Here is an 18,966-nt window from a genome sequence, read left to right as displayed (position 1 = left end):
CCACCTCATAGGAGAGTTTTAACATGGCAATGACAATTCATGTGGACATCGTCAGCGCGGAGCAGGAAATCTTTTCCGGCTTGGCTGAAATGGTCTTTGCACCGGCCGAAATGGGCGATGTCGGTATCGCGCCACGCCATGCGCCGCTAATCACCAAGCTGAAACCCGGTGAAGTTCGGGTTAAGCTGAGCGATAAAGACTATCAAGCATTTTATGTGTCCGGTGGTTTTCTGGAAGTTCAGCCGCATTTGGTGACCGTTTTGGCGGATACCGCGATCAGAGCAAAAGACATCGACGAAGCCGCAGCCTTGCAAGCCAAATCCAGAGCGGAAGAAATGCTCAGCGATAAATCGGGTAAATACGATTACGCGATTGCACAAGCCGAATTGGCGCAAGCTGTAAACCAGTTGAGAACTTTGGAAAGATTAAGAAAACGTGGTGCGTAAACCATTTAACGCGTAAAAATATAAGCCCGATGACGTTTCGTTATCGGGCTTTTTTTGTTTTAAGGAATAGCAATGTCGATTAAAACCATCATCTTAGCAGCCGGCCAGGGCACCAGAATGCGTTCGTCACGGCCGAAAGTACTGCACGAAATCGCCAATAAAGCATTGTTGCAGCATGTCTATGAAACCAGTCTCTCGCTGGAAAACAATCAGATTTTCATTATTTACGGCCACGGCGGCGAAACCGTAAAACAAACTTTAAGTAGTCTGGATGCTACTTGGATAGAGCAAAAGCAGCAGTTAGGTACCGGCCATGCGGTGCAACAAGCCATTCACCATGTTGACGATCCGGATACCGTATTGATTTTGTACGGCGATGTCCCACTACTAAAAGCCAAAACCATCCAAACCCTGTTGCATAAGGTCAGCTTGACGTCCTTGGCTTTACTGACGGTTAACTTGGACGACCCAACCGGCTACGGCCGTATCGTGAGGGATAAAGACCATGCTGTCGTTAAAATAGTCGAGCAAAAAGACGCCAACGAAGTGGAATTGCAAATCAGCGAAGGCAATACCGGTATTCTGGCTTGCAAAGGTAGTCAGTTGAAACAATGGCTGTCCAGGCTGAGCAATAGCAACGCACAAAACGAATACTATTTGACCGATATTATCGAAATGGCTGTGGAAGACGGGTTGAGTGTCGAAACCACCCAAGCCGGCAGTCAGGATGAAGTATTAGGTGTCAATAATCGCAGCCAATTGGCGCATTTGGAGCGCGTCTATCAATCGGAGCAAGCGCAAGCGTTGATGGAAAAAGGCGTCACGCTGCGCGATCCGGCCCGCGTGGATGTGCGGGGCAGTTTCGCCGAGCTTGGTCAAGACATTGATGTGGACATCAACGTAATCTTCGAAGGTATTAACCGCATAGGCTCAAACGTCAAAATCGGTCCCAATTGTTTGATTAAAAATGCCAGCATCGCTAACGATGTGGAGATTTTTGCCAACAGCGTGATAGAGGACGCCGCAGTCGGCGTCGGCAGCCGAATCGGCCCTTTCGCCCGTCTGCGTCCGCAAACCGAACTGGCCGACCATGTGCATATAGGCAATTTCGTAGAAATCAAAAAATCCACCGTCGCCACCGGCAGCAAGATTAACCATTTAAGCTATATTGGCGATAGCGAAGTGGGTAGTAAAGTCAATATTGGCGCCGGCACTATTACATGCAATTACGATGGCGTGAATAAATTTAAAACCATTATCGGCGATGGCGCCTTTATCGGCTCCGATACGCAGTTGGTGGCGCCGGTCACGGTCGGTAAAAATGCCACCATTGGCGCCGGTTCGACCATTACCCGCGATACGCCGGAAAATCAGTTAACCCTTAGCCGGACCAAACAGCTTAGCGTGCCGACCTGGCAGCGGCCGGTTAAACTGGCGGAGATTGTTTCCGACAATTCTCCGCACTCCTTACCTCCTTGTCAGTCGGAGAAATAATATGTGTGGGATAGTCGCGGGAGTTGCACAGCGTAATGTTGTGCCTATTTTGCTGGAAGGCCTAAAACGCTTGGAATATCGCGGCTACGATTCCGCTGGTTTGGCCGTGGTGAGTCAAGGCGAGATATTCCGCAAACGTGAACTGGGTAAAGTCAAAGGACTGGAAGCATTAATCACCGCCGATCCTATTGAAGGCACTATCGGTATCGCCCATACCCGCTGGGCCACCCACGGTAAACCCAGCACCCGCAATGCCCACCCGCATGTTAGCCGCGATAAAGTGGCGGTAGTGCATAACGGTATTATCGAAAACCACGACCACCTGCGTACGGCCTTGCAGCAAAACGGTTTCGTATTTACCTCCGAAACCGATACCGAAGTCATCGTGCATAAAATTGCCGAAGACCTGCAAACCGCCGATAGTCTGTTAAATGCGGTCAAGGCCACGGTCGCCACTTTGCAAGGCGCCTATGCACTCGGCGTGGTCTACATCGACTGCCCCGATACCTTAATCGCCTGCCGTAAAGGCAGTCCGCTGGTGATCGGTGTCGGTATCGGCGAATACTTCATCGCCTCCGACATTGCCGCCCTATTACCGGTTACCCAGCGCTTCATTTTCCTGGAAGACGGCGACATCGCTGAATTGAAAATCGATAGCCTGGTAATTTACGACGAACATAATCGCCGCGTCGAGCGCCCTATCGTCGAAAGCCAACTAAAAGCCGATTCGGTCGACAAAGGCAAATACCGCCACTACATGCTCAAGGAAATTTACGAGCAAGCCTGGGCGGTTTCCGAAACCCTGGAAGGCCGCTTCATCGACAACCGCCTGCAGGACAATGCCTTCGGCCACAACGCAGCGGAAGTCTTCGATCAAATCAAATCGGTACAAATTCTGGCCTGCGGCACCAGCTTCCATGCCGGTTTGGTAGCGCGTTACTGGTTCGAAAAATTGGCACGGGTGCCTTGCCATATCGAAGTGGCCAGCGAATTTAGATACCGCAATCCGGTAATTTCCCCCGATACCCTGGTCGTCACCATCTCCCAATCCGGCGAAACCGCCGACACCTTGGCCGCCTTATTGGAAGCCAAACGCCTGGGCGTTAAACACTCTTTGGTGATTTGCAACGCCCCGGAAAGCTCGCTGGTTCGTGAGTCCGATCTGGTGATGATGACTCGCGCCGGCCCGGAAATCGGTGTCGCCTCGACCAAAGCCTTCACCACCCAGCTGGTAGCCTTGCTGATGTTAATCATCGCCGTCGGCCGCCGTTTTGCCTTGACCAAGGAAACGGAAGAACAAATTGTCTCCGAATTGTTCGGTCTGCCCGGCAACATCGAAAAAGTGCTGAAACTGGATAACGCTATCGAACTGCTGTCGCAGCGCTTTGCCGACAAACACAATGCTTTGTTCTTGGGGCGCGGCACCCATTACCCGATAGCGATGGAAGGTGCCTTGAAGCTAAAGGAGATTTCCTACATTCACGCCGAAGCCTACCCAGCCGGAGAGCTGAAACACGGCCCGCTGGCTTTGATCGATGCGGAAATGCCGGTGGTAACAGTCGCGCCCAACAATAACCTGCTGGAAAAATTGAAATCCAACATCCAGGAAGTCAGTGCCCGTGGTGGCCAGTTGATCGTGTTCATGGATGAAGAACTGGCGGAAAGCAGCGACGAAAACGTGCAAATCGTCAAAATGCCCAGCGTCGCCAACATCATCTCGCCTATCGTCTATACCGTCCCGCTGCAACTGCTGTCCTACCACGTTGCCGTGCTGAAAGGCACCGATGTAGACCAACCGCGCAATTTAGCCAAGTCGGTGACGGTGGAATAGCGGGGGATTCGACGGAACGGATTCCGAGTATGTTCGGTTTGGGTTTAAGGGTTTGTCGGGTTAAGTCTTGGCAAACCCTTTTTTGCTGGTTGCGATCTACTCGTTGAATTTGGAGTTAGGTAACAACGGGGAATAGCGAGATCGACCTAGACAGCCATTCGCGGAAATTGATTGATCGGGCTGATCAGTGCCTGATAACGGATGGGCGTTCTACATTGTTATGTAAGATGATCAAATCAAAATCACCAAAATTTGGTAAATTGCAGTAAGGATGGGGGTAAAAGTAATTAGATCCCCCTTGCTTTACCTTATCCACCCTCGGAGCCTACCGAGTTGCACAAATCTAAAATAACTATTACAGCGAGGTCGTTATGTTGAGTATGAAATCAAAAGAAATTAGATTGGCGGTTTGCCTTTGCACGCTATCAGTAATGTTAACTCCAGTGCCAACCCAGGCAGACACAGTAATGTTATTGGCTGCGGCAGAAACCGGGTCGGTAGCTGCGAGACAGGCTGCTGATCAGAAGGCCGCGCTGGCAAAAAAGGCGGCGGAGAGAGAGGCAAAAAAGGCAGCTGAGACACAAACGCCGACTGAGGTGGTAGTGCCCGCGGAGAACAAGGTGCCTGCTGAGCTACAAAAGGAAAAATAATTGGTGTGTAGAAACCAATGGGGGGTCAGACCAACCATTGGTTTTGAGTAGTCGCCTAACCCAACGCTCCAGCAAACTGCGCTAAACATTGCGTTTTTTCGAAACAGGTTTTCTGCGCTGAATGGCGATTTATCTCATGGTCACCGCCCGACTTATTGTTGCCAGATAAGATTTAATTTGCGGTGAACGGTAAAGGAAAGGCCAATAAGTTGTCATTCAAAATGTAGGTGCGATTAGCTTGCGTAATCGCACATTTCGAAGTCAACCTCCCTCCGATTACGCTATCGCTAATTGGAGCGGGCTGCTGCCGTTCAGTGACAGGAATTAAATCATAGTGGCTACCGGCTGACGATATGGTAGGGCTGTTTGCTTACGATCGGACCGAAGCTGAAATTGGTGTATTTAATCCAGCACGCCGGTTTGATATTCAAATAACGAAAGTTGTAGGGTGGATAAGCGTAGCGTCATCCGCCATAGAGTAGAAGAATTTTAAATTAAGTGGATGGCGCTGCGCTTATCCACCCTACGGTCCTAGATAATAACTAGTTAAAATATATCGAAACATAAGTTTAGGGATCACGATGACAGAAAAGAAGAATCTAGAAGACGTTTTTAAACTGTCAGGTGTGCCTGAGTTCACCTTCGTTGAACCAGCAGAATATACTCGGCTTTTCGTTGCGCTACGTTCTAAAGGTAGAGGGCTCGTAGTTGAAGGGCCGTCGGGTATAGGAAAAACAACTTGTGTGCTAAAAGTCCTTGATCGACTGGGGGATAATAGCAATATTCGAGTTCTATCTGGAAGGAAACGTCTTGACAAACCAGTCATAGAGGCGCTAATCGATAACGAAAATTTTGGAACAGTTATAATTGATGACTTTCATAAGCTCGAAGAACCTTTGAAACAGAAACTTTCTGATCTACTAAAAATTCTTGCTGATGAAGAAAATGAAAATTCAAAGCTAGTACTTGTTGGAATCAATAAAACTGGCCATTCTTTGTTCCAGTATTCAGCAGATCTAAGAAACCGAATAGACATAATAAAGTTTGAATCAAATTCAGAAGAAAAACTGGAAGAGCTCTTGGAAAAGGGAGAGCAATGTCTAAAGGTAGAGCTGAATGTTAAATCGGAAATAATTTTAGGATCGCAGGGTAGCTTCCATCTCGCACAGATGCTTGCTCATCACGCTTGCTTGAAAAGCAATATTTTGGAAGAATGTGAAATTCTCACCCCTACAACTGTAAGCTTTGAGGCATTAAAGGAGTTCATCCTTGATGACTTATCAACTAGTTTTTCACAGTTAACTACTCGCTTCTGTAAAGGTCAGAGAGTAAAGAAAGGAAGTCGGGCTCCATACCTTCATGTTCTATATTGGCTTTCTAAGTCTGAGAGCATGAGTATAAATATTGAATCAACTCTTATTGAACAACCAAATCATAGAAATAGCGTTGGTCAGATTCTGACTAAAGGTCATCTCAAAGAACATTATGAAGGAAATGAGAGTTACTCTGAGGTTATATATTACAACAACGAGACTACCGAGCTTTCCATCGAAGACCCAAAGTACTTTTTCTATATTAAAAATCTACCATGGTCTAAAGTTGCTAAAAAAATTGGCTTTCATACAGTTGAATTTTCTTCAGAGTATGACTACGCACTATCTTTTACTGGATTAGAGCGAAATATTGCCGACTACATTCAACAAAAATTGTCTGATAATGAAATATCTGTATTTTATGACAATAATGAACAAGCAAGAATTCTTTCTCAAAACGTAGAGGAGTATCTTGCACCTATATACAGGTCGGAATCGAGATTTATCGTCGCTATACTCAGCAAGAACTATCCATCGAGAGTTTGGTGTAAATTCGAAGCTGACAATTTCAAAGAAAGATTTGGAGAAAACTGCGTAATTCCTCTGTGGTTTTCCGACTGCCCGCCAGGAATGTTTGATCTAACAAACGGCACTGGTGGGTTCACTTTTGATCCCAGCCAAGATCGCGACAGTCAACTTAACCAGTTTACAGATCTGCTAATTGAGAAAATACATAACGTTCGGATTGAAGAGAGTTCATGCAGTCTTTAACAAATCATTTCAACGGATAAGCCTCTAAATGCCGCGTTAATCGATTAAGTTCCGGCATCACGGTCATTCAGAAATCCGCCCGATAGGCAGCCCGGTAGATACCGTCTTAAAAGTCAACTGTGGAGAGCGTAATCGACCCGGTAAGGCTCACGAGTTTTCAAGACGCCAAAGCACAAATGCACGAGTTTGCGCATGGCGCCACCGAGAGCCGACATTTTTGATTTACCGCGTGCTTGCAAGCGCAAATAGAGTGCTTTGAGGTGCGGATTGTATTGAACGCCGACTACGGCAGCCATATAGAGGATGGCCCGCATACGGGCCGGCCCGGCTTTGGATAGTCTGGGTCGCCCTTGAATCGACGAACCGGACTGTCGCTCCACGGGCACCAACCCCAGGTAAGCGGCCAGTTGTTCGGCGGATTGAAAGCGATGATTGTGCATGACCGCTAACAAGTGATTGCTAACCTGGGGACCGACGCCGGGAATACTGATTAACAGCATCCGGTCCGCTTTCAGTTCAGGGTACTGATCGATATGGTCGTCGATGTCGATCTGGAGTTTAGCGAGTTGTGCTTCCAGGAAGGTAATAGAGTCGAGCAAGGACTGGTGAATCAGTGCCGGGGTATCGGTGGCCTGGGCTTTTTCGAGGCGGTTGCGCTCACGTTGCAAATCCTGGGCAATCGCTTCGCGGCGGGATAGCAGGGCTTGCAACGTGCGAGCTTCTGGGGTTGGAGGTGTCCAAGGCTTGGGATTCAACAACGCGCCGTAACGGGCCAACACCAGGCTATCAACGCCGTCGGTTTTGGTGCGCACACCCAGGCTGCGGCCAAAATCCTTGACCTGTGCCGGGTTCACGATAGACACCGTTACCCCTGCATCCGCTAAGGCTAAGGCGGCCTGCTCGTGGTAAACGCCCGTGCCTTCGAGAATGGCATGCAATTCTTGTGGACACACGCGTTGTTTGGCGCACCAAGTCAGCAGATCGTCGAAGCCCGTTTTGGAATTGGCAACGGATTTGGCGCGACGTTTATTGATGCAGGTGTCCAGCAACAGACTACAGTCGAGCTTGGCTTTAGAGACATCGATACCGATAAAAAACATAAGGCAACTCAGTGTGAAGAAACAAAATAAACCAACTGAGCCCACTTGCCTTGTGCATGCAGGGTCATTGCCCTTGGCTACCGTTCAGTGTCTTCGTTGGCGTCAGAAGTGAGACAGAAGGCTTAATCTACATGCCAAGGTCGAACCTTAAGGGTACGCACAAGCTCTTTCTGTCTCAGTGCCAAGGTAGCTAACCATGGCGAGAAGTAAGATACAAGGGTACGCGTCGCGTACCTTCTGGCGTTTATCAACATGATTACGCTAGGCGTACCCTAGACTTAACTCAATGCTTGAATGATACCGAGACCGTAGGATGTGCTGAACAGTGTGAAGCGCATCGTTCGCGAATGGTGCGGTTCGTAAACTCACCACACCCTACGCTTGCCTTTGTAGGCCTTTGCGATTAGCTCTCTTGAATTCGTCCGGTGCTTATGGCCGCTTTATGCTTTCCCCTCTGAGGGTAGCCGATCAGACAGGAGTAGCGTAATCCATGGAAATTTGAGCCGCAATCCCGGATTCCGCTTCGCTTCATCCAGGCTACGCACCTTACCAAAAAAAACGCCCATCTCTAACATATAAAATCACTCCTTTTTAGAAAAATAGCCTACGCTTTTTCTCTGCGGACCGGTGCTGCTGGTTCGCGTATTCGGCAACTATGTAGTCGCCCCTGAAAAGCCACAAATTCACGGCTAAAGCATTGAAACACAATAAATAATTGAAGAAAAAGACGGGCAATAATTGCAAGAAATTAGTAAAATAGATATTAATTTCTTGCAAATTTTTATCGAAAATGAAGCCAAAATCCCAAGAAAGTAGCGGCCAAATCGATCTATTCAACACACCACTGGCCGACCTGTTGAATCCGAAGCATGAGCTTTACCAACTGGCAAATTTGATCGATTGGAAAGTACTGGATGATGCGTTCGGTGAATTTTTTACCGAGAACCAAGGCGCTCCGGCGTTGCCAACGCGTCTTATTGCCGGGCTTCATTACCTCAAACATGCGTTTGCACGCTCGGACGAAGCGGTCGTGGCACAGTGGCTTGAAAATCCCTATTGGCAATATTTTTGTGGCGAAGAGTATTTCCAACACCAGATACCTTGCCACCCCACGTCACTGACCTATTGGCGAAAACGGATCGGAGAAGAAGGTTGCGAGTGGATGTTATCGGTGACGATCCAGGCTGGCGTAGCCAGCAAGACCGTGAAGAAACAGGATTTTGAATCGGTGACGGTTGATAGCACGGTGCAAGAGAAAGCCATCACGTATCCGACCGATGGAAAATTGTATGAACGCTGTCGCCAGCACATGGTACGTCTGGCTGAGCAGCATGAGATTACACTACGGCAGAACTACAACCGCAAAGCCCCCTATTTGCTGATGATGGCGAACCGGTACAGTCATGCCAAGCAAATGAAGCGCAAACGCAAAATGCTCAAACAGCTCAAAACTTTGGTGGGTCGGGTTTACCGAGATATCGAGCGCCAATTGACGGATCAATCCGATGCAGTCAAATTGGCTTTTAAAGAGACGCTAGAGAAAACCCAACGGATTTTGAACCAACAACCCCAGGATAAAAACAAGCTGTACAGTTTCCACGCCACGGAAGTCGAATGCATTTCCAAAGGCAAAGTCCACAAGAAGTATGAATTCGGCGTCAAAGTGGGCATCACCGTCACCAACAAAAGTAATTTTGTGCTCGGCGCCCGCAGCTTTTCCGGTAATCCCTACGATGGACACACCCTGGAATCGTGTCTGGAACAGGCGGAGATTCTAAGCGGTACACGCGCAAAAGAAGCTTTTGTGGATTTAGGATACCGTGGTGTCGAGGTCCCGAACGTGACCATTTACAAAGCCCGGCAAAAGAGAGGAATAAACACCCGGCGACTCAAACGCGCCCTCAAACGCCGCAATGCCATCGAACCCGTCATCGGGCACCTCAAAAACGACGGATTGCTGGGCCGCAATTACCTGAAAGGCGAACTGGGCGATGCCATGCATGCCATCTTATGCGGTGCTGGCCACAATATCCGTATGATCCTCAGGCAGTTGAGGATTTTTTTGCCTCATTTTTGGAGACCGCCATGTCGGATTTTGGCGCGGCCATTGAGCGCGCCGTTTTTATTGTCGGCCTGAATGCTGGTGTTCGGAAAATATCGGCTTTTTCAGGGACGACTATGTAGGAGATTAAGATGAGTCAGAATTTGTTATCGTTAACTTTCAGTGATGCGGCGTTGGCGGAGATCGACGCGGCTTTGAATACCCTGGAAACCCATTTCGCCGGCTTCGCGTCGCTGTCACCCGACCAGCGCCGCAATATTCTCAAGATGGGCGATAAGACCGAAGCCTTCTGTCGGCAGACCATGCTGCTGGCCGCCCAAAATGCTCAGGCGATCCCGCCCAATCTGAACATGCCCGAGGCGCAAGCGGACATGACCAGCCTCGACCAACTCCGCCCACGCTTGCATCGGCTGCGGGATTTGCAGGCGCGCGGCGATGATACCGACATGGCGCTGGGCAGCGATATTTACAGCTTTTGCCTGGACGCCTACGCTTCTTTAAAAATCGCCGGCAAAGGCGCGGCGCTGGAAACGCTGCGGCAGGCGATGGCGGTGCGTTTCAATCGTGGCGCCAAGAGCAAAGTCGAACCAGCCGCCGGCTAAGCTTGACGGTGGCGTTTGCAACCGGCCGCGGGGGACGGCCGACCGCAAGGCTATACCGCTGAGCTTCAACGCTACCAATCCCAGGCTTTTTGCCCTTCCCGAATACCTTTTAGCCTTAAGCGCCGAGTTCTAAGGCATGCCGACAAGCTAAAAAGCCATGCTCGCAAGGCGAATAGCTGCAATCGCAAACTGGCCTAAGCAAGCGCGCAAGCTAAAACAGTTCTCGTCCATAGCAAATCGCTTTAATTGCCAGCCAAGATAGCTTTGTGCGCGAGGCAAAAAGCTATTCGGCTACGCCAATTTGGTTCAAACTTAAACCTACTCGACCTTGCGCGCCAGCCATTTAGCCGTTCGTGCAAGGCAAATAGCTTCAATCGCAAAGCTGACTGGGCAAGCGCGCAAGCGGAAACGGTTCTCGCCGATAGCAAATTGCTTTAATCGCAAACCACCATAACTTTGCGGGCCAGGTAAAAAGCTATTTGACTAAGCCAAATGGGTGCAACCCCAAACTTGAAAGCCTCGCGCGCAGGCCAATAAACGATTCGCGCGAGGCTTGTGGCTTTGCCCTTAAGCAAAGTGGATGCGGTCCGTAAAGTTGGTTTGTTTAGTCAGGCGCATTGTGGCTGTTCTAATGGGTTCAAAATCCGGCTGGCGTTGGTCAGAATAGGCTTAGGCCGCCGGTTCTAGACGCTCCAGTAACTGCACTATTTGCAGATTGGCTTCACGTAATTGGCTAAAATCTGCGCTGTCGCCGCTCCTGCCGTCCAGCCGATGACGTTGGAGTTGTTCCGCCAGAATTTGTTGGCGGGATTGCGCCCGCTCCAGTTGTTCCAGTAAACGTGCATCAATGCCGCGCTCGTGTTTGAGCCGTTCCAGCCATCTACCCAGATGCGATTTTTTCGAGTTCAGGATAGGCCAGCGTGGACTGCTGCCGGTTGGAGGATGCAGACATTGTTCCAGACGGCGCATCCAATACTGCTGCTGAAGTTTCAATAATTCCAATTGGTTTTGCCAATTCGTCAGCGAAAGTCCGGCGCAATCAGTCCAGGCCGTAGGGTTGCGATAACTGTTGACCCAAGCCAACACCGCGTCGGCCGGCATGGCCTCGGCGATGGCGCAGCCTTGAGCGATGCTGCAGCCCAAATCGATCAGAAAAATCCCGTGTTCTATATCTTCCACGCCTTCGGCAACCGCTTCGCGTTTAAAGGCTTTGGCCAGCGCAATCACACTTTCGACAATGGCCATGTCATCCGGGTCGTCTATCATATTGCGGACAAAACTCTGATCGATCTTTACCGTGTTGATGGTCAAATGCCGCAAATGCGCCAGCGACGAATAACCGGTGCCGAAATCGTCGAGCGCACAGGGTACGCCGAGGTCGTAATAGCATTGTTTCAGCGTTTCCCCAACCGAGATCAAGTCTTCCAGTACGCTACTTTCCAATACTTCCAATTCCAATTGCCAGGAAGGAATTTGCGGGTATTCCGTTAATAAGGTTTCCAGGGTTTTGATGAAATCCGGCCATTGCAGATGGCGCGGGGATATGTTCACGCTCACTTGCAGATTCAAGCCGAGATCGTGCCAAACCTGCAATTGTTTAAAGGCTTGCCGTAGCACCCAGTTGCTCAGGTCGATTTCCAAGGTAGTGTTTTCGACTATGGGCAGAAACTCGGCCGGCGGCAACACGCCGCGTTCCGGATGATGCCAACGGATCAGCGCTTCTGCGCCGACCACTTCGCCGGTTTTGATATTGACCCTGGGTTGGTAATACATGCAAAACTGGCTATCCATCAGCGCCTGGCCGACTTCGGCCAAGGCTTGCTCCAAACGGCTGGGGCGATGATTGATGCTGCTCGATTGGCCCGGCAAATGATCGTAAATCCGATAGCGGTTGCGGCCATCCAATTTGGCCTGATACATGGCTTGGTCGGCGTGGCGCAACAGAATATCCGGATCTTCCAAATCCAGCGGATAGATGGTCACGCCGCTGCTGGCGGCAATCCGCACATGGCGGTTTTCCAACTCGAAAGGTTCGGCCATGGCCTGATGAATGCGGGTCAAGGCATCTTCGCATTGCTGCACCGATTGCAAGTTTTCAAATAGCAACGCGAATTCGTCACCGCCCAGCCGGCAAACCGTATCGCCTTCGCGCAGCTTTAACTTGATGCGCTTGGCCACTTCCACCAATAGCTGGTCGCCGGTTTCGTGGCCGAAGTTATCGTTAACTTGCTTGAATCCATCTAAATCCAGGTAGCACACCGCCAATAGCGATTCGGCACGTTTGCTGTGGGCGATAGCCTGGGCAAAGCGGTCGGCGAATAAGGCGCGATTGGGCAATTGGGTAAGCGGATCGAAATGCGCCAGCACTTCCAGGGCTTGCTGCTGTTGTTTGCTTTCGGTGATGTCCGAGAACAAGCCCAGGTAATTGATGATATTGCCGGCGTCATCGCGCAAGGCCGAAACCGTTAACAGTTCGGCATACAAATCCCCATTTTTCCGGCGATTCCAGACTTCGCCTTGCCAATGACCGGTCTGGTTTATGATGGCCCACATGGCGTCATAAAACTCCGGCGCTTGCCGGCCGGATTTCAAAAAGCTGGGATTTTGCCCGAGCGCTTCTTCGCGGCTGTAGCCGGTGATGTCGGTGAAGGCGGCGTTGACATCGATGATACAGGCGTTGAGGTCGGTAATGATGATGCCTTCGTGGGCGTCCGAAAATACCCGCGCCGACAGCCGCAGTTTTTCTTCGGCCGCTTTGCGTTTGCTGACATCATGGACAATGCCGCGCATTCTTACCGGTTTGCCGTTACCGTCGCGTTCGACCTGGCCCACCGAGCGCATCCAGCGCTTTTCGCCGCTAGGGGTTTGGATACGGTACTCCACATCGTAATTGGCGCCGCGTTCAAGGTGCTCGCGGGTCGCTTCCAAAATTAAATGTCTATCCTCCGGACAAACCACTTCCAGGAAATCGTTCCAGGTATTTTGTGCCTTATGTGGAAAACCCAATTCAGTCGTGACGATTTCCGACCAGAACTGGCGATTTTTCAATAAATCCGCTTCCCAGATCCCCACTCCACCATAGATTTGGCTGATCCGAAAGCGTTCTTCACTCTCTTTTAGTGCCAGTTCGGTCTGTTTGCGCTCGGTAATGTCCTGGACTAACACGACGAAACGGTCGGGACTGGCTTTATAGCTATCGATGGCATACCAGCGGCCCAAATCGGTCACGCAGTTTTCAAAATGTTGCGGCTCGCCGCTGGTATCCAGCCCATCGAAGCTGGCGATCCAGGCTCCCTCGGTATTCGGCAACACCTGTTTCACAGTTTTGCCTATCCAGTTCTCGCGGGCAATACCGGTCATTTTTTCAAAGGCCGGGTTGATATCCAGATAGCGATAATCGACGATTTTGCCGCTGTCGTCGCGTATTACCTGATGTAGCGCAAAGCCCAGCGACATATTGGTGTAAAGCCGCGCCAGGTCGGCTTCGCTACGTTTGCGGGCCTTGATTTCCTTACGCAGCCTGAACACCCAATAGACGAAAAACAACAGGGCCAGCAGGGCAACGGCGGCGGATCGCAACAGCGCTTCCACTTGAATGCCTTGCTCTACCTTCAAAGCCATCCAGCGGTTAATAATGGCATCGTGTTCGGCTTGGCTGATACTGGCCAGAGCTTTTTCCAGCAGCGACAGCAATTGCGGCTGAGATGTGAGCGCGGCCATCCGGGTTTCGTTGAGGTAGCCTGGTTGGCCGGCAATTTGCAGATTCAATAAGCCTTGTTGTCTGATTGCGTAACTGGCCGAGGCCGCATCGCCGACATAAGCATCCACTTTGCCTTCGGCCAGCAGATTAAGCGCTTCTTGCACCGAGGGGGCAGTCAGCAACTGTATCCCTGGGTAGTCTCTGCTCAGCAATTCCTGAACAAAATACCCTTGTTCGATGGCGACCCGTCTCCCTGTCAGTAGTGGCAGGGAATTGATATAAGCACCGCTTTTGTCGCCGATGATCACCGTCGGCGTACTGATATAGGGTTGGGTAAAACTCAGGTACTGCTCTCGGTCAGGGGTTTTGGTCGCCCCGGCGAGCATGTCCAGTTCGCCGCGTTTGGCCATGTCCAGCACGTCCTGCCAGGATTTGTCCTTGATCAGAACGAACTTCACGCCCAATCTCTGCTCGATTAGCTTGAGGTGTTCGGCAATCATGCCTTGATGCTCGCCAGCCGCATCCAGCCATTCGTATGGCGGAAAATTTCTGTCTATGCCCACCCGAATTTCAGGATGCTCAGCCAGCCACTGCCGTTCCGCGTCGTTCAATGGCAAATTGGCGGATTGTCTGCCGCCGTAGACAAACTCATTGAGTTGGCCGTCGCTCAAAGGACGCGCTAATTTCAGGTTGGCATAAATGTCGGCTACCCGGCGTAAGCGGGCAGTCTCTATCTGGCCCAGCGGGATGTTGTCCGGCATGATCAGCTTACGGGTTTCCTCGGCTTCGTAGCGCAGTTGTTCCGAATTGAGTTTGCTTGGGTATTTGTGTTGGATCAGCTCGATCAGCAAATCGGGATGAGACAGCGCATATTCCCAGCCTTTCAAACTGGCCCGGAGGAAGCGCTCGGCGCGGCCGGGATGTTGCTGTAGCTCGTTGCGGCTGGTGAAAAGCAAGTCGCCGTAAAAGTCGATACCGTAATTTTGTGGATTGATAATGTTGAATTTGATGCCGGCGGCGCGAAAGTTGAATGGTCGGTCGGTGATATAGCCGGACATCACATCGACTTTATCCGCAATAAAGTCGGCGTTGTTAAAGGTCTCGGCAATTTTTTGATAGCGGCTTTCGTTTAGATTGGCTTCGGCGAGTAAGGCGCGAATCTGCGCATTATTCTCGCCCACCACATCGTACATGATGCGCTTGCCGGCCATTTCGTAGGGACTGACGATGCCGGAAGCTTGTTTGCTGAACAGCACCAGCGCATCGTGCTGAAATAGGGCGGCTAGAGCCGCGATGGGCTTGCCGTTGGCATACTGGGCAATGATGCCGGAATCGCCGATGCCGTATTCGGCTCCCCCGGATGCGACCTGTTCTACGTAGTCTTGGTCAGGATTGCGCTCGCGTATCGCTACCTGCAAGCCTTCCTCGGCATAATAGCCTTGCTCGATAGCCGCGTAATAACCGGCAAATTGGAATTGGTGAAACCATTTTAATTGCAGCGTTACTGTCTCCAGCGGCCGATTTGCTGCAGGTGTGTCAGCGGCGCTGGACGTACAAAACAGTAAAAAAAATACCGCGGACAGTCCGAAAATGGTTTTTTTCATAAATGCCAGTGGTGGCCTGTTTTGAAAGTAGGGTTATTCTACAGCCAAAGGCAAACGGGCCAGGCGGATTTAGTCGGCTGTCGCGGAAGTGAACAACGATTGAAATTTATTTTTGCCGGCGTTGGATTTACGTTGCTGGGTATGTGCCAGCGCCATTTTGGCTTCGTTTTGCAACTGGCTATCGGCAAATACTTGCTGCTTGCGCAGCGGGGCCTGGACGGCCTTGTGCAAATATTCCTCAGCTTCCGCGCTGCGATCCTGTTGCAGCAAATAATCGGCGTAGAAGTAATTGGCGTCGATACCGTTGGGGTTGATTTTCAAGCTGGCTTTCAACATTTGCTCCGCAAGCTGATTATCCCCAAAAGATACCGGCCAGCCAGGCACCATATAATACAGCGTGCCCAGCGTGACATAGGCCGCGCCATCCAGCGCATTGGGATTTTGAGCAATGGCTTCTTCCAAGAGCGTCTTGGCGGTTTGCAAGCTAGACAAGGCTCTCAGCGAAGATTGAAAAGCCGCATTGGTGGCGATAATCGTCGCTTGCCAGATTTTCGGCTCGGCGGCATTCGGGTAGCGTTTGGTTAATTCGGCGGCTGTTTCCAGCAATTGCGGATAAGTTTGCCTTTGCCGGGTTTCGTCGCTTTGATAATAAACGCTGGCCCAGTCGCTTTCCAAACGGGCGATAGCGGTTGCCAGCTCCGATGCATGCAGCGGGCCGGCAAAAAGTATCAATAAAACAACAAAAGTAGCTTTGCTCATACATTCAATATAGAGCATTGCATTTTGGATTTCAATACGTCCTTTAAATTATTGTTTTAACAAAGTATTGCCTATCGCAAAAATTCGCTAAGCGCCAGGCCTTAGTGAGGCAGGCTAGATATGCATTTGTAGCGCTGTAGCGACTCTGCGAATATCTTGTCCCAGTTTTGCAACAAGCGCCGCAAACCTCAGAAAACGGCAATTTTCATCGCCTATTTGGATTGTTGCCGCTTATTTATCCCAATCCTTGAACGGATACTTGCAGAGATTATTGTTGTAATAGCGTATATCGTCGGTAACTTCCATGCCGACCCAGTCCGGCTTAACAAAGGCCTCGCCTACTGCCGACAATTCGATCTCAGCGACAATCAAACCTTGGTTATCGCCCATAAACTCATCAATTTCCCAAACGTGCCGGTCGCGATAGACAAAATGACGGGTCTTTTCCACTAACGGCTTATGGCACAGCTCGTCGAGAATACTGTTGGCGTCATTCAACGGGATTTCATACTCGAACTCCTGGCGATGGCTGCCGATAGTGGCGCTCTTGATATTCAGCCAAGCCTGTTTGTCGGAAATCCGCACACGCACCGAGCTGAGCGGACTGCTGCTCAAATAGCCTTGTTTATAGTGTACGGAGTGATCTATTTCGCCGCGCCAGTCGTCGTTCGCCAGTAAAAACTTATGTTCAACCTCAAGTGCCATCGTTGTTTTCCTTAGATTAGGTAGTGTTAAGCAATAATTCTTTATTATAATGCTGGGTAATTAGGTTTGGGCGGTAAGCCCGCGCCTAATCACTGCTGCTGTTCAATCAATCTGGAGAATAAAGATGGCTTTTGAATTACCTGCATTACCGTACGCAAAAGACGCATTGGCGCCGCACATTTCCGCAGAAACGATCGAATTTCACTACGGCAAACATCACCAAACTTATGTCACCAACCTGAACAATCTGGTTCCTGGCACCGAGTTTGAAGGCTTGTCTCTGGAAGAGATCGTGAAAAAATCCTCTGGCGGCGTATTCAACAACGCAGCGCAAATCTGGAACCACACCTTCTATTGGAACAGCCTGTCTCCCAACGGCGGCGGCGAGCCTACCGGCGGTTTGGCAAATGCGATTGACAGAACTTTCGGTTCTTTCGAGAAATTCAAAGAAGAATTCACCAAATGCGCGGTCACCACTTTCGGCTCAGGCTGGGCGTGGCTGGTGAAAAACGACAAAGGCGGTCTGGAACTGGTTAGCACCAGTAACGCCGGTTGCCCGTTAACTGCCGGCCAAACGCCGTTGTTGACTTGCGATGTTTGGGAACACGCTTATTACATCGATTTCCGCAATCTGCGTCCCAAATATCTGGAAGCTTTCTGGGCCTTGGTTAACTGGGAATTCGCCAGCGCCAACTACGAAGCTTAAGCTTTAGAAGGCGCGGGCCGGCGTCCTCACAGGCCCGCCCGCGCCGCTTTTACCAGACTTATTACTCGGGCTTTTCAATACAAGACTGGCGCTAGCCGAGCTTAAAAAGCGGCAAGCATCTACCTCGTCATCTCCAATTCAACCTATCGTTTCGACAACCAAGCTATCGATATTATCGGCAACGCAATACCTTAAACCGTATTAGCCTATGCCGAATAGCTGCGAAGTATTGTCACTGCTGTCTGGATTTTCCCGGCACGCCGAACAACAGAATCAGCCAGAATATCGTGCCGCTGCAGCAGCCGATTACCGCTCTTTGCGGCAAATTGAAGGCTTGATCGGGAGAGACAAAGCCTTCGATCAAACCGGCGAAAAGCAGAAATGGGGTTACCGCAAGCAGTACTTTGCCGGCACTGATGCTGGTTTCCTGAAACGCTTGCAGTCGATTGCGGGTGCCCGGCCGTATCAGCGCTTCGCCGAGTTGCAAGCCCATCGCGCCGGCGATGATGATAACGCTCAATTCGACCACGCCATGGCCGATGATGAAGGCAAACAATCGCCCGTCTAGTTGGTAAGCGGCGGTAAAGGCAAAGATTCCGCCCAGCATGAAACCGTTGAAGCCGATGATGTACAGGGTGCCGACGCCGTAGAACGCCCCCAAGCCAAAGGCGAACAGTGTCACCGTGATGTTGTTGGCGGCAATGCTAAGCGACAATACCGAGGACGGCGCGACGTTGAGCAGGCCGTCGGTCCATAATTCGCCTTTCTGAACGTGGTCTATCATCTTCGGCGAGGCCAGCAGACCGATCAAATCGGGATAGCTGCCAATCAGCCACCAGCCGGCGGCAATGCCCAGCGCGAACAGTGCAAAGGCGCTGAAGATTGCGGTTTTCAATTCTCGCATCAGCTGCGGTATTTCCCAATGATATAAATCGATCAGCCGTGCCAATGGATGATTGGACGGACGGTAGATTTCTTCGTGGGCTTTTAAGAACAGGTTTTCCAGGTAACGGGTAATCATGGCTTTGCCGTTTACCCGGCGCGACAAGGACAAATCGCTCAATAGTGCGCGATAGCCTGACAACAGCTGGCGGGCATCACCGATTTCCCGATCGCGGCGGCTAGTCGTCGGTTTAAGGGTGTTTTCCAGATGTTCCCATTGGCTTTTCCGGGCATTTAACCAGTGGGACAGCGCTTGAGATTGGTTGTTTAACTGCTGCATC

At 50.6% G+C, this 18,966-nt stretch carries 13 protein-coding genes; 8 read left to right on the top strand and 5 right to left on the bottom strand.

Going from position 1 to position 18,966, the window contains the following annotated elements:
• The first annotated feature begins 23 nt into the window (after positions 1 to 23).
• From EBB_RS02405 to EBB_RS02385, 5 genes are all read left to right on the top strand, one after another.
• The gene (locus EBB_RS02405; protein ID WP_192392305.1) at positions 24 to 446 is read left to right on the top strand and encodes a F0F1 ATP synthase subunit epsilon; all 423 of its coding nucleotides are present in this window, start codon (positions 24 to 26) and stop codon (positions 444 to 446) included.
• Positions 447 to 518: 72 nt separating this feature from the next.
• Positions 519 to 1,940: a bifunctional UDP-N-acetylglucosamine diphosphorylase/glucosamine-1-phosphate N-acetyltransferase GlmU gene (gene glmU / locus EBB_RS02400; RefSeq protein WP_192392304.1), complete on the top strand. Its 1,422-nt coding sequence runs from the start codon at positions 519 to 521 to the stop codon at positions 1,938 to 1,940.
• Between the two features lies 1 nt (position 1,941).
• The gene (gene glmS, locus EBB_RS02395; RefSeq protein WP_192392303.1) at positions 1,942 to 3,771 is read left to right on the top strand and encodes a glutamine--fructose-6-phosphate transaminase (isomerizing); all 1,830 of its coding nucleotides are present in this window, start codon (positions 1,942 to 1,944) and stop codon (positions 3,769 to 3,771) included.
• Positions 3,772 to 4,142: 371 nt separating this feature from the next.
• Complete coding sequence (locus tag EBB_RS02390; protein WP_192392302.1) at positions 4,143 to 4,421, top strand: hypothetical protein; 279 nt, start codon at positions 4,143 to 4,145, stop codon at positions 4,419 to 4,421.
• A gap of 581 nt (positions 4,422 to 5,002) precedes the next feature.
• Complete coding sequence (locus EBB_RS02385; protein ID WP_192392301.1) at positions 5,003 to 6,505, top strand: TIR domain-containing protein; 1,503 nt, start codon at positions 5,003 to 5,005, stop codon at positions 6,503 to 6,505.
• Between the two features lie 113 nt (positions 6,506 to 6,618).
• On the opposite strand, the gene EBB_RS02380 is transcribed toward EBB_RS02385, so the two are convergent.
• Positions 6,619 to 7,605, bottom strand: a complete 987-nt coding sequence (locus EBB_RS02380; RefSeq protein WP_192392300.1) for an IS110 family RNA-guided transposase — start codon at positions 7,603 to 7,605, stop codon at positions 6,619 to 6,621.
• A 790-nt stretch (positions 7,606 to 8,395) separates the two neighbouring features.
• Here EBB_RS02380 and EBB_RS02375 point away from each other — a divergent pair.
• Both EBB_RS02375 and EBB_RS02370 read left to right on the top strand, forming a co-directional pair.
• Complete coding sequence (locus EBB_RS02375; protein WP_225587194.1) at positions 8,396 to 9,742, top strand: IS5 family transposase; 1,347 nt, start codon at positions 8,396 to 8,398, stop codon at positions 9,740 to 9,742.
• Between the two features lie 56 nt (positions 9,743 to 9,798).
• Positions 9,799 to 10,269, top strand: a complete 471-nt coding sequence (locus EBB_RS02370) for a hypothetical protein (RefSeq protein WP_192392299.1) — start codon at positions 9,799 to 9,801, stop codon at positions 10,267 to 10,269.
• 669 nt (positions 10,270 to 10,938) lie between these two features.
• On the opposite strand, the gene EBB_RS02365 is transcribed toward EBB_RS02370, so the two are convergent.
• From EBB_RS02365 to EBB_RS02355, 3 genes are all read right to left on the bottom strand, one after another.
• Positions 10,939 to 15,573: an EAL domain-containing protein gene (locus tag EBB_RS02365; RefSeq protein ID WP_192392298.1), complete on the bottom strand. Its 4,635-nt coding sequence runs from the start codon at positions 15,571 to 15,573 to the stop codon at positions 10,939 to 10,941.
• Between the two features lie 69 nt (positions 15,574 to 15,642).
• Positions 15,643 to 16,332 carry a tetratricopeptide repeat protein gene (locus EBB_RS02360; RefSeq protein ID WP_192392297.1) on the bottom strand — a complete coding sequence of 230 codons (690 nt, stop codon included), beginning with the start codon at positions 16,330 to 16,332 and terminating at the stop codon, positions 15,643 to 15,645.
• A 231-nt stretch (positions 16,333 to 16,563) separates the two neighbouring features.
• Positions 16,564 to 17,037 carry a CYTH domain-containing protein gene (locus tag EBB_RS02355; RefSeq protein ID WP_192392296.1) on the bottom strand — a complete coding sequence of 158 codons (474 nt, stop codon included), beginning with the start codon at positions 17,035 to 17,037 and terminating at the stop codon, positions 16,564 to 16,566.
• Positions 17,038 to 17,161: 124 nt separating this feature from the next.
• On the opposite strand from EBB_RS02355, the gene sodB reads away from it, so the two are divergent.
• The gene (gene sodB, locus EBB_RS02350) at positions 17,162 to 17,743 is read left to right on the top strand and encodes a superoxide dismutase [Fe] (RefSeq protein WP_033156944.1); all 582 of its coding nucleotides are present in this window, start codon (positions 17,162 to 17,164) and stop codon (positions 17,741 to 17,743) included.
• 232 nt (positions 17,744 to 17,975) lie between these two features.
• Here the strand turns inward: sodB and EBB_RS02345 are convergent, their stop codons facing one another.
• The gene (locus tag EBB_RS02345) at positions 17,976 to 18,965 is read right to left on the bottom strand and encodes a stage II sporulation protein M (RefSeq protein WP_192392295.1); all 990 of its coding nucleotides are present in this window, start codon (positions 18,963 to 18,965) and stop codon (positions 17,976 to 17,978) included.
• Between the last annotated feature and the right edge of the window lies 1 nt (position 18,966).

This window comes from Methylomonas fluvii (assembly GCF_014850975.1).
In the GTDB taxonomy this organism is placed as follows: Bacteria; Pseudomonadota; Gammaproteobacteria; order Methylococcales; family Methylomonadaceae; genus Methylomonas; species Methylomonas fluvii.
The sequence above is the reverse complement of the archived record's forward strand: the minus strand, read 5'-3'. Positions and strand labels throughout refer to the sequence as shown.

What these genes read in the sequence shown, in the direction of transcription:
- EBB_RS02405 (WP_192392305.1), top strand. Translation starts at nt 24, where the DNA reads ATGGCAATGACAATTCATGTGGACATCGTCAGCGCGGAGCAGGAAATC.
- glmU (WP_192392304.1), top strand. Translation starts at nt 519, where the DNA reads ATGTCGATTAAAACCATCATCTTAGCAGCCGGCCAGGGCACCAGAATG.
- glmS (WP_192392303.1), top strand. Translation starts at nt 1,942, where the DNA reads ATGTGTGGGATAGTCGCGGGAGTTGCACAGCGTAATGTTGTGCCTATT.
- EBB_RS02390 (WP_192392302.1), top strand. Translation starts at nt 4,143, where the DNA reads ATGTTGAGTATGAAATCAAAAGAAATTAGATTGGCGGTTTGCCTTTGC.
- EBB_RS02385 (WP_192392301.1), top strand. Translation starts at nt 5,003, where the DNA reads ATGACAGAAAAGAAGAATCTAGAAGACGTTTTTAAACTGTCAGGTGTG.
- EBB_RS02380 (WP_192392300.1), bottom strand. Translation starts at nt 7,605, where the DNA reads ATGTTTTTTATCGGTATCGATGTCTCTAAAGCCAAGCTCGACTGTAGT.
- EBB_RS02375 (WP_225587194.1), top strand. Translation starts at nt 8,396, where the DNA reads ATGAAGCCAAAATCCCAAGAAAGTAGCGGCCAAATCGATCTATTCAAC.
- EBB_RS02370 (WP_192392299.1), top strand. Translation starts at nt 9,799, where the DNA reads ATGAGTCAGAATTTGTTATCGTTAACTTTCAGTGATGCGGCGTTGGCG.
- EBB_RS02365 (WP_192392298.1), bottom strand. Translation starts at nt 15,573, where the DNA reads ATGAAAAAAACCATTTTCGGACTGTCCGCGGTATTTTTTTTACTGTTT.
- EBB_RS02360 (WP_192392297.1), bottom strand. Translation starts at nt 16,332, where the DNA reads ATGAGCAAAGCTACTTTTGTTGTTTTATTGATACTTTTTGCCGGCCCG.
- EBB_RS02355 (WP_192392296.1), bottom strand. Translation starts at nt 17,037, where the DNA reads ATGGCACTTGAGGTTGAACATAAGTTTTTACTGGCGAACGACGACTGG.
- sodB (WP_033156944.1), top strand. Translation starts at nt 17,162, where the DNA reads ATGGCTTTTGAATTACCTGCATTACCGTACGCAAAAGACGCATTGGCG.
- EBB_RS02345 (WP_192392295.1), bottom strand. Translation starts at nt 18,965, where the DNA reads ATGCAGCAGTTAAACAACCAATCTCAAGCGCTGTCCCACTGGTTAAAT.